This is a genomic window from Chryseobacterium manosquense (assembly GCF_014623485.1).
Classification (GTDB): domain Bacteria; phylum Bacteroidota; class Bacteroidia; order Flavobacteriales; family Weeksellaceae; genus Kaistella; species Kaistella haifensis.
In genome coordinates, this window is record NZ_CP060203.1 from 398,131 (window position 1) to 409,478 (window position 11,348).

Genomic DNA, 11,348 nt, shown 5'->3' on the forward strand with positions numbered 1-11,348 from the left:
TTGGAAGTTTAAGTTTTGACTAATTCAAATAAATCCTTTCCATTTATTGAAATTTCAGACTGCATTTCTATAAAACCCTTACTTTTCATATTGATTCTTTTGAAATATTTATTATCTAAGCGTTGTATATCCTTCCTTAATTCTAAAAACATATTGTGAATTCCATGTTTGGAAAACTCCTCCGGCTCATATTCTGCCGTGCTGATGCTGCACGCAAACTCCCAAATCTCATGGATTTCGGAGAGCGGAATTTTTAAAGGTTCATAAAAATTGTTGTCTGATTTCACGCAGATATAGTTGCCCTCATGAAATTGAAATCTTTTATATACAATCCCATCGTTCGCGGTGATGAATACATAGGTTTTGTCGGTTTTCAGGTCGGCGAGGTTCTCCACATATTTTCCAACGATGTAGGTTCCATCTTTATATGGCGGCATGGAGTCTCCGGTTGCCGGAAAAGCCCGGAATTTTCCATTTCTTAGGAATGGAAGCGAAAGTGTTTGCAAGCCTTCAATATATTCGGGATCCTGATAGCCGTTCAGGTAACCCATAGATGCTTTTATGGGGATAATTTCAATTTTATTTTCTCCCTTGGAATCCACCGCTACAGGCACCAAAATTTTATTCTCTGAAAGCTTTATCATTTCCTCCAGAGGATATTTCTTGATGTCGATACTCAGCAAAAGGTCGATGCTCACTTTAAAATATTTCGAAATCTTCACCAATAAATCCATTGGCGGTTCGGAACTGCCATCTTCGTATTTCACATATCTCCCACGGGTAATATTCAGATCATTGGCTATGGTCTGTTGGGTAAGTTTCTGGCGATTTCTTAAATGCTTGATGTTTTCAGAGAAAATTGACATTGTTATAAATTATAACTACAAATATACTAATTTTTGTTATAAAACATAATAATTTTGCCCGTATGGAAAAAACAATTGCACACTTGGATTTGGATACTTTTTTTGTTTCCTGTGAGCGGCTTCAAAATTCGAAACTGAACGGAATTCCCGTAATCATCGGTGGTGGAGATCGTGGAGTAGTAGCTTCCTGCTCTTACGAGGCGAGATATTTTGGTGTTCGTTCTGCAATGCCTATTAGAATGGCGCTGAAACTTTGTCCCGAAGCAAAAGTAATAAAGGGTGATCACGAACGATATTCAAAGCTATCAAATGAAGTCACCGAGATTATTCAGGAAAAAGTTCCCTTGGTTGAAAAAGCGAGTATTGATGAGTTTTATCTCGACCTTACGGGGATGGATCGCTTTTTCGGCTGCTATCAGTGGACCACAGAAGTGGCAGAATCCATCAAAAAAAATACAGGTTTGCCAATAAGTTTTGCGGTCTCTGCTAATAAAACTGTAGCAAAAATCGGAACAGGAGAGGCGAAACCCTTGGGAAGAATTGAAATTCCAAACCGGGAAATCCAACCTTTTCTTAATCCTCTGTCTATTAAAAAAATTCCGATGGTGGGGAATGTAACCTTTCAGCTTCTTTCAAGAATCGGAATCCGACACATAAAAACTTTGGCTGAAATGCCTGTAGATGTATTACAACAGATGATCGGTAAAAACGGAGCAGAACTCTGGAAAAAAGCCAATGGAATAGATGATTCGCCCGTGGTTCCTTATTCAGAAAGGAAATCGCTTTCCGCTGAGCATACATTTGCACAAGACAGCATCGATTTGGAAAATATGCGCAGTATAATCTCCGGAATGGTGGAGCAACTTGCATTTCAACTAAGACAAGAAAAATGGCTGACCTCGGTGGTTACCATAAAAATTCGGTATGCTAATTTCGATACCGAAACAAAGCAATGCCGCATATCCTACACATCTGCCGATCATACGCTTTTGAAATATGCCCTGGAATTATTTAAAAAACTCTATACAAGGCGGATGCGCCTGAGATTGATAGGAATCCGTTTTTCAGGATTGGTTCACGGCAGTCATCAGATGGATTTATTCGAAGATACCGAAGAACTCATGAATCTTTATCAGAGTATGGACCGTATGAAAAACAGATTCGGAAAAACCGCAGTAGGTCGTGCATCAGGACTTTTAATCCAATAGATACAAGAATTTAGAATCCAGAATCCAACATCCAAAACCAAAAACATGTACCTAAATTGTCATTCCTATCACAGCTTGCGCTACGGCACTATTTCCGTGGAAGATTTGGTGCGCAATTCTGCAAGGATGGGAATTTCAGCATTAGCACTCACGGATATCAATACCATTACCGGAATTTATGAATTTTATAAACTGTGCAAAGAATTTGGCATAAAACCCATTGTAGGGGTAGATGTTCGGCTGGATAACCAACAATACTTCATTGTTTTAGCTAAAAATAATCAAGGGATTACGGAAATCTGTCGGATGCTCACAGCCCACAATTGTGATGGGGAAATATTACCAAGACAAAATCCAGACTTACCGAACTGCTTCATAATCTATCCATTAAAAAATATCCCCGAAGTATTAGAGGATAATGAATTCATCGGCATCCGTGCGGAGGAACTTCATGTTTTAATCCAAAAAAAGTGGCAGCAATTTTCAGACAAAATAGTAGTGTTGCAACCTGTAACCTTCCGCACAAAAAGGGAGTATAATCTGCACCGGATCTTGCGTGCGGTCGATCGCAACACTTTGCTTTCTAAGTTAGATGAAGGGGATGTCTGCCGGACTTCGGAAACTTTAAAACCGCCTGCGGAAGTTTTAAATGATTTTAAAGACCATCCGGAGATTCTCATTAACACCAAAAAAATCATTGAAGAATGTGGTTTCGAGTTCGAGTTTGGTGTACCGAGGAATAAAAAGCATTTCACCGATAGCAAAGAGAACGACGAGAAACTATTGCGAAAATTGGCTTACCAAGGTTTGAAATTCCGCTATCCCGAAAATGACGAAGCCGCCATAAAACGAGTGGAAAAAGAACTGAAAGTTATCGATCAGCTGAATTTCAGCGGCTATTTCCTGATTACTTGGGATATTGTAGAATACAGCCGCCGCCGTGGTTTTATGCATGTGGGACGTGGTTCCGGAGCTAATTCCATCGTGAGCTATTGTCTGGGAATTACAGATATTTGCCCAATCGAACTCGATCTTTATTTTGAAAGATTCTTAAACTTAAACCGAAAATCACCGCCGGATTTTGATATCGATTGGAGCTGGCGTGAGCGCGATGAAATTCTGAAATACATCTTCGAAAAATACGGCAGAGATCATGTGGCATTTTGTGGCACCAATGTGGAGTTTAAGTACCGCTCGATATTCCGAGAGGTCGGTAAAGCTTTCGGTTTACCCAAAGAAGAACTGGATGCTCTGGCAAAAAATCCTATGGCGCTTCACGATGATAATTCTGTGGTGAAAATGGTGCAGAAATACGGGATGCTTTTGGAAAAATTCCCCAACCAGCGGAGCATGCACTCCTGCGGAATCTTGATTTCAGAAGAACCGATTACCAATTTTACTGCCCTGGAGATGCCTCCCAAAGGTTTCCCAATCGTGCAGTTTGATATGCATGTGGCAGAGTCCATAGGGTTTGAAAAGTTCGATATTCTTTCGCAAAGAGGATTAGGAACGATAGACGATGCCGTGAAACTCATTAAAAAAAATAGGGGAATAGACGTAGATATTCGCAACACTCGAATTTCCAAAAATGAAAAAACAGCCAACGAATTCTTGGCAAAGGGAAAAACCATCGGCTGCTTCTATATCGAAAGTCCCGCTATGCGAGGACTGTTGCGACGGCTGAAATGCGATAATTATAAAACCTTGGTGGCGGCCTCGTCCATCATTCGTCCCGGTGTGGCGCAGAGCGGCATGATGCGCGAGTATATTTTCCGGCATAACAATCCCGGTCAGTTTGAATATTTTCATCCTGTTTTCGAGCAGCAACTTGGTGAAACCTACGGCATCATGGTTTATCAGGAAGATGTGATTAAAATTGCGCTTCACTACGGTGGTTTGGCTGCTGCAGACGGCGATATACTCCGCCGTGCGATGAGTGGAAAAGGCAGGTCGCTTTCAGCTTTGCAAAAAGTAAAAGATCATTTTTTTGAATCTTGTAAAAAGCTCGGGCATCCCGAAAAACTATCGCAGGAAGTGTATCGCCAGATTGAAAGTTTCGCAGGATATTCTTTCTGCAAGGCGCATTCCGCGAGTTACGCGGTAGAGAGTTACCAAAGCCTTTATCTGAAAGTGTATTATCCCATTGAGTTTATGGTGGCAGCGATTAACAATGGTGGCGGATTTTACCGAACCGAGGTCTATGTCCACGAATGCAGGATGGCCGGTGGAAAAATTCATAATCCATGTGTAAACAAAAGTATATTGCAAGCAACCCTTTATGGCGAAGATGTTTATTTAGGTCTGATGCACATTGAAAAACTTGAGGCAAAAATTGCGCAATTTATCCCAGAGGAACGTCAGGAAAACGGCGAATACACTTCATTGGAAAATTTTATAAAACGAGTTCCGATCGGCATTGAAACCTTGCAAATTTTAATTTTTTGTGGTGCGTTTCGGTTTACGGGAAAACAGAAAAATGAGTTGCTGATAGAGGCACGGCTAATTATGGTAAATTTCAAACCTCAGAACCGATATCTTTCATTTTTTGAGGAACCAAAAAAGGATTATCAATTGCCACAATTGAAAAGAAATCTTTTCGAAGATGCTTTTGATGAGATTGAGATTCTGGGTTTTCCTGTTTCCTGCAGTCCGTTTGATTTGTTGGCGACGAAGTTCCGGGGCGATGTGATGGCGAAAGACCTTTTGAAATTCCATAAAAAACGAGTTCGAATGCTGGCTTACTTGATTTCTCGAAAACATGTACCCACCAAAAAAGGCACGATGTATTTCGGAACTTGGATAGATTCCGATGGGGAATATTTCGACACGGCCCACTTTCCTGACAATCTTAAAAACTATCCTTTTCAGGGTGGTAGTTGCTACCTTTTGCTCGGTTTGGTGGAAGTAGATTTTCATTTCCCGACCATCACCATTTTAAAGATGGCGAAAATGCCTTTCATCCCGGATCCTCGCTATTCCTTAGACAGCGGAAAATCCTACGAAATTCATCAGAAAATCAATGAAGATGTGAGCATGACTTGGCGAAAGCCTTATCCACAGGAACATGAGATTGTGTTGCCTCGGCGGAAAATGAGTTGAAAAATTTCACTGATTTAGATGTCAGCATTTAGGAGAGAAGTGTTTAGAAGACTGCCTATTTTTCTCTCAATGCTTAGAGAAAAACCGAAATATAAATAACATAAAATGTTAATCGCTTAAATCACTACGGGCTTTAATAATACTTATCCAGACGAAAATAACATCTTTATTTGATAATATAAAACTATGCGCATTTTGAATTATCAATAATTAGTGAATAAACCCGTTTGTAAATGTTTATAATTAGATTTGTCATTGATTTTTAATGAATTAAAATTTTATTTAGTTTAACAATATATTCGTATATTTGGGTGTTGGCAGACATTTTGGAAAATCGTGCTGCAAACAACAATCACTTAAAATAATAAATTATGAAGTTAAAGTTGTTAATAATCTTTTTGACGTTACTAAAAAATATTTCATATTCACAACCAAAAGACACAATTTACGGCAAAATAAAGTCCATTAGAGAACAACTTCTATTTTTAGATGAAAATCGACAAAATAGAAAACTATTCAGTACCGAAGGTGATTACGGACATAATGGTTTTTTAAGCGAAGAATATACAAAAAGAAGATTTAATATTTGGTGGTATCAAACTTATTGGGTTCACTATATTAATTACTATAAAGAATTTGACATCAACAATAAACTATTAAAAGTCATATGGTATTATAAAGACCAGACGATTTTAAATTCTTGTGAAAACGAATATGATAAAGAGGGTAAGTTAGTAAATCAAAAATTTAATTCTTATAAATTTTCAAATACAACTAATCTTTATGATAAAAACAATAATTTGATTTTATCAAAAAATATTGATTCGGATAAAAAGTATTAACGTTACAAATTTATAAAAAAAAAACAAATCGGAATAACATTAATTGCTATTCCGATTTGTATAAAGTGTAATTTAAAATATTATCTTAATTCTTCAATTAATGGCACTTGTTCTAATAAGGCTTGCCGTATAGTGTTTTCAATATACATTTCCGCTTGGATGAATTTAGCAGCTTCCACAGGTGTAATAACTTTTGACATTTTTTTATAAGTTGAACCCCATAAAGATGTCATTTCTTTTTGAACATCAAGAGCATTTTTCATTATAGCATTGATGCTTTCTGGTGTAAAATTCTCGTAATTTTCAGCGTATTTTGTAATGTTTTGAATACGTTTTAAACCAATGGCTCTTCTGCTGTTTTCATAGGTTTCGTATAATTTCCAAAATTCAGCAGCTTTCGATTCGTCAACTTTCATATTATTTTCAATCAACGTTCTTTTTTCAATACCAAAAGCGTTTTGAAAGATAGCTACTTCATCTTTTACAGTTTGTGAAAATGATGGCAATGCAATTAAAGCAAATACTAAGGATAAAATAAATTTTCTCATTTTTTAGTTGTTTTAATGTTAGTTTTAATAAGATATAATCAAAAATATTTTTCAAATATATAAATAAAATCAATACTGTCCTAAATAAATTTTAGGTTTCACAAATTTATTAAATCTATTGAGTTTATTGACCGAAAAACTCAATAATCAGAACAAAACCCCTTGTATAGTAATTTCTTGCTTTTGAAAGTGTTCTTCAAATGGTTTATCGAGCCATTTTTGGAGTTCAATTTTCACAAATAAATTGAGTCTAATAAATGCCACTAAATTTGATAAATGCCAATTATACCGAGCCATTGCTTTTAATGCTTTAAGGACAAGTATTGTTATTAAAGCTGTCCATATTTGTATCATTACTGCATTTTGTGTTGTTCCTACAAAGGATTTTATATGTAATAATTGTTTTATTTCTCTAAAGAATATTTCTACTTGCCAACGGCTTTTATACAGTTCACTTATGGTATTTGGCGACCAAATGAATTGGTTTGTGATGAGTTCAATAGTTTGCTGATTTTGTTCATTCCAAACCACAACGCGTCTCAATTTCTTTGGATATTTATCTTTTGATGTTTGATTTTTCAATTCAATTATTTCATCCTTTAGGATGTGTTGATGCGTTTTTTCAGGCAATTCATTTTCTTTTATAGTGAGATATTGAAGATTTTCTTTATGTCTAATTACAAAGAAAACATTTTTGCTGTCCCAAAGGTTTAGCAGATAAAAATCATTATAAAAACGGTCGGCCACAATAACACTGCCTTTGATTAAAGGCACGTCGTAAGCTCCTTTATTGTCGGCTGTTTTGCCATCTGTAATATTGATATAGGATGGCAGATTACCATCATAATCAAGCAATGTGTGCATTTTTACAGCGCCTTTTGCAGTCTTGTATTTTGCCCAATCAAACAGACTTAAACACATTGATATCGTGGTGGAATCTAAAAGAAATATTTTGCTCTTAATTTTAAATTTTACTTGCTTGAACTTGGCTTGCTGTCCTAAAGAATTTAATAGTTCAAAATAATACGATTTAAAGAGTTCCCAATCTCGATGCTTGTTTTGATAACTTATAGTTGATTTTGACGGAGCGCGCTCAACTCCTAAATGATTTAAATTTCCAGTAGCAGAACGAAGTCCGTTACTAATATCACGTACAGATTGACTCTTAGCAAATTGACAAAATAGCATTGAAACTAAATGCGTCCAAGATGAAAAACCCTTTTGATGCTTATCGGTTTGTTTTTCTTTTACAAGTTTGTTAAATTTTGAACGATCGAGTTTACTAATAATTTGAGAAAACAATGTTACATTTGTCATAAGAAAGGATGGTTTTTTGGTCAACCTCAAAGATAATCTTTGAGTTAAAAACTTCCTTTCTTTATTAAATCGTTTTGGACGCTATTGATTTTGAATATGTATTTGATGACAAAAAAAATTGGATTGAACAAACAAAATCAATTAATGGAAAAAAATTATATGTTTGGAAAAGAGAAATAAAATACTTTGAATAAAAACGTCAGCCAATAACTAAGCTTTCGTTTTGTCTGCAAGACAAGAAATGAAAGCCCGTTGAACGGAAGCTCCGGTAGCTTTTCAGCGGTATTTTGGCAGTCTATGGAGTTTTCGATTTTAGAATTTAGGATCACAAAGCAGTTTTTTCGTAAGGACTGCTTTTTTTGTGGCGTTTGGTAGCCTTTATTGGTGGATTTCAGCGGTTTTTCCTCGCTTCAGAACATAGGTTCCCTTACCCGCAAAGGTTATTTTGCAGACAGCGTTTGGGTAACGAAAAGAAAATCCTGCGGCGGCCCCCGCTGCCCGAAAACAGCAATTGTAACCAGGTTTCCCTCCTTGCAGCACCGGCATTTATTGAGCAAAGTCTTGGGTTTTGCTTCCGGAACCCGGATGTTTAAATCAGACTGTAAATTCTGCAGTTTCCCGCGTTTCCAGCTGCTACTCAGGATTCCATAATGCCTGATCCGCACAAATCTTTTTGGCAGAATGTGCAGGGAGAACCTTCGCGCAAACTCTTCGTTGCTGAGGGTCATCTCCTTTTTTTCGCCACCTTTCCGGTAATCTTTGTAGCCAAAACGAACTTCTTTATCGGTAACTTCTTTGATGCGGTGATTGCTGATGGCGACTTTGTGGGTGTATCTGCCTAAATATTCAATCACCTGTTTCGGGCCACCAAAAGGTCTTTTGGCATAGACGACCCAGTTCTTGGTAAAGAGTTTATCCATTAAATTGGAATCTTTTACTCCCGAAGTTCTCAATAAAGCCACAAACTTTGCCCGAAATACTTTGCTCATCGCTTTTACCGGAAAAAGGTATTTATCGGTTCGTACTTTCTTTTTCCACTTTCCGTGATGATCAATTCCGCCGCCAGGAACAATGCAGTGCAGGTGCGAATGCAAGCTCAGGTTCTGTCCCCACGTGTGAAGTATCGCAATCATTCCGAGCTGCATTCCTTCCGTTTTGCCAAACTGGTTTAATGTTGCCCAAGCTGCTTCAAACAATGTTTTGTAAATGAGTGTGGGATTTGCAATTGCCAAACCGTTCAGCTCTTCGGGAAGCGTGAAAACGAGATGATAATAGCTGCACGGGAGTAAATCCGCTTCGCGCTTCTGAATCCATTCTTCTTTTTTATGACCTTGACATTGCGGACAATGCCGATTACGACACGAGTTGTAACTGATGGAAAGATTTCCGCAGCCATCACACGCATCAATATGACCGCCCAAAGCAGAAGTTCTACAATACGATAAAGCGCGAAGCGTTTTTTCCTGATGAGGCGTAAAATTCTGGGCCGATAGATTGAGTTTACGAAGAACATCTGCAACGCTTCCGTTTTGATGCTTTGCCTTACTTCGGGATTCCATTTTTGCGGTACAAAGCAAATACGGTATCCAAAGGACTGTGAGGCTTCTGATCCGAAAGCTGGCAGACATGAAGGTATTCCATCGTCGATTCAATTCTTTCATGCCCCAGAAGTTTCTGAACCATGATGATCGGAACGCCGTCTTCCAGCAGATGCGTGGCGTAGCTGTGGCGCAAAGTATGGGTGTGCACCTCTTTGGTGATGCCTGCTTTTTTTGAGATGGTCTTGATCACCCACTGAACGCCGCGCTGGCTGTAGCGGGAGTCGAAATCAGGTTTCTGTAAAGCGTTTTGATGCGTTTTTAAATCAATCTCCTCAATATTCCTGTTATGGTTCCCATTGAATAAATACTGATCCGGATTTTCAATACTGATGAAGGTTTTCAAGCCTCTGATTAAATGTTCCGACAGGGGAACATAGCGGTCTTTGCCGCCTTTTCCCTGCACGATATGCAGCATCTTCCGGTCGAAATCCAAATGCTGAAGCTTGATATTTCTTACTTCCATACAGCGCAGTCCGCAACCGTAGATCAGGCCGATGAGAAGTTTGTGTTTCAGGAGTTCAGCACTTTGAAGCATGCGCCAGATTTCTTCGCGGCTCAGGATTACGGGCAGTTTCTTGACTTTTGGAATCGCGGGAAGATGGAGGTAGCTGTAAGGCAAACCTTCGGTTTTCAGCAAAAACCGCAGTCCGTAAACGGTATGTTTAAAGTACGACTGAGAAGGGGTTTTTGATCGCTTTTGAAGTTCAAAAAGGTAATCTTTGATGTCTTCCGGGTCTAATTCGGTAGGGACTTTACCGAAATGAAGCGCCAAGGCTGCAACGTGACGGGAATAATTTTCGAAGGTACGCTTGCTTCTGCCCAGGATGGAAATATTTCTTTCGAAGCGTTGCAGAAGTTCGGCAAAACCATTAACTTCGCTCGAGGCACGGTTCAGGAATTTGTTGGTCCTTAAATCCTCCGGAGATTTTTTTTTGTAGCCATTTCATGAGTTTTTAAAAGGTTAATAAAAACAAAGTTACTAAAACGGCGAATGGGAAAAGCTACCGGAGGTTTAGTTCAACACACGTTTGGCGCAATTGCGAATTTTGTAGTAAATTCACGTTCACGTTTCGCAAGAAATTTTATCTTTAACAGAAAATAATCAGTTCCGAAATTCGCAACTGACGCCAAGCGTGGGAACGTTATCGGCAATTCTGAAAAGCGAGCGGTTTTAAATCAGATTTCAGATATAAAGGATGACAAGGATTTCCATCTTTTGTGAGTTTTAATACTTTCCAATTTTCATCAAAAAATGTAGGCTCGCAGCCTTTAATTGCAATATTTCCATAAGCCAATATAAATTCGGAACATTTCGACTTCATTTCTTTTATATGCTTTATATTTTCAAGTGGACACAATTTTTCAAACGGAATGCCGATTAAATCTTTTGGATTTGTTGAACGATAAGGAAAAACATTTCCAACATAAAGGCCTCCAAAACCCCAACTTTTTGAAAAATTTATTATTCGTCTAATTGTCGGGTCGTCTTTTTCGGCATCTGCTGTTGATGGATTGTGCATTATCCAAAGAATTTTTGGTTTTGAATCGTCCCAAATCCGCCATAATTTCCACCGATATTTCCCACAATCTGAAATTTCTGCACCTGAAAAATTATCAGGAAACAAAGAAGAACTGCCGATAATAACTAAGCTTTCGTTTTGTCTGCAAGACAAGAAATGAAAGCCCGTTGAACGGAAGCTCCGGTAGCTTTTCAGCGGTATTTTGGCAGTCTATGGAGTTTTCGATTTTAGAATTTAGGATCACAAAGCAGTTTTTTCGTAAGGACTGCTTTTTTTGTGGCGTTTGGTAGCCTTTATTGGTGGATTTCAGCGGTTTTTCCTCGCTTCAGAACATAGGTTCCCTTACC

10 protein-coding genes are annotated in these 11,348 nt (G+C 38.1%); 4 read left to right on the plus strand and 6 right to left on the minus strand.

From position 1 onward, the window contains the following. Window positions 1–8 precede the first annotated feature (8 nt). Window positions 9–866 carry an XRE family transcriptional regulator gene (locus tag H0S70_RS01835; protein ID WP_188321505.1) on the minus strand — a complete coding sequence of 286 codons (858 nt, stop codon included), beginning with the start codon at window positions 864–866 and terminating at the stop codon, window positions 9–11. Between the two features lie 62 nt (window positions 867–928). On the opposite strand from H0S70_RS01835, the gene dinB reads away from it, so the two are divergent. From dinB to H0S70_RS01850, 3 genes are all read left to right on the plus strand, one after another. After that, window positions 929–2,074, plus strand: coding sequence for a DNA polymerase IV (gene dinB / locus H0S70_RS01840; protein ID WP_188321506.1), 1,146 nt, complete (start codon window positions 929–931; stop codon window positions 2,072–2,074). A 45-nt stretch (window positions 2,075–2,119) separates the two neighbouring features. Next, window positions 2,120–5,173: a DNA polymerase III subunit alpha gene (locus tag H0S70_RS01845; protein WP_188321507.1), complete on the plus strand. Its 3,054-nt coding sequence runs from the start codon at window positions 2,120–2,122 to the stop codon at window positions 5,171–5,173. Between the two features lie 371 nt (window positions 5,174–5,544). After that, the gene (locus tag H0S70_RS01850) at window positions 5,545–6,015 is read left to right on the plus strand and encodes a hypothetical protein (RefSeq protein ID WP_089770025.1); all 471 of its coding nucleotides are present in this window, start codon (window positions 5,545–5,547) and stop codon (window positions 6,013–6,015) included. Between the two features lie 80 nt (window positions 6,016–6,095). Here the strand turns inward: H0S70_RS01850 and H0S70_RS01855 are convergent, their stop codons facing one another. The 4 genes from H0S70_RS01855 to H0S70_RS01870 form a co-directional block, all read right to left on the minus strand. After that, window positions 6,096–6,563 carry a hypothetical protein gene (locus H0S70_RS01855; protein WP_188321508.1) on the minus strand — a complete coding sequence of 156 codons (468 nt, stop codon included), beginning with the start codon at window positions 6,561–6,563 and terminating at the stop codon, window positions 6,096–6,098. Between the two features lie 147 nt (window positions 6,564–6,710). Then, a complete protein-coding gene (locus tag H0S70_RS01860) occupies window positions 6,711–7,880 on the minus strand; it encodes an IS4 family transposase (RefSeq protein ID WP_089770023.1) in 1,170 nt (389 codons plus the stop codon). Window positions 7,881–8,320: 440 nt separating this feature from the next. Next, complete coding sequence (locus tag H0S70_RS01865) at window positions 8,321–9,439, minus strand: IS91 family transposase (protein WP_188321509.1); 1,119 nt, start codon at window positions 9,437–9,439, stop codon at window positions 8,321–8,323. After that, window positions 9,423–10,313 (minus strand): tyrosine-type recombinase/integrase, encoded by an 891-nt coding sequence (locus H0S70_RS01870; RefSeq protein WP_228453820.1) that lies wholly within the window; start codon window positions 10,311–10,313, stop codon window positions 9,423–9,425. The genes H0S70_RS01865 and H0S70_RS01870 overlap by 17 nt, the downstream gene beginning before the upstream one ends. Between H0S70_RS01870 and H0S70_RS14050 the strand changes: the two genes are divergently transcribed. Further along, window positions 10,242–10,394: a hypothetical protein gene (locus H0S70_RS14050; protein WP_228453699.1), complete on the plus strand. Its 153-nt coding sequence runs from the start codon at window positions 10,242–10,244 to the stop codon at window positions 10,392–10,394. The two genes, H0S70_RS01870 and H0S70_RS14050, sit on opposite strands and share 72 nt — an antisense overlap. Before the next feature lie 229 nt (window positions 10,395–10,623). Here the strand turns inward: H0S70_RS14050 and H0S70_RS01875 are convergent, their stop codons facing one another. Then, window positions 10,624–11,154 carry a DUF1643 domain-containing protein gene (locus H0S70_RS01875; RefSeq protein ID WP_317173163.1) on the minus strand — a complete coding sequence of 177 codons (531 nt, stop codon included), beginning with the start codon at window positions 11,152–11,154 and terminating at the stop codon, window positions 10,624–10,626. Window positions 11,155–11,348: the final 194 nt, after the last annotated feature.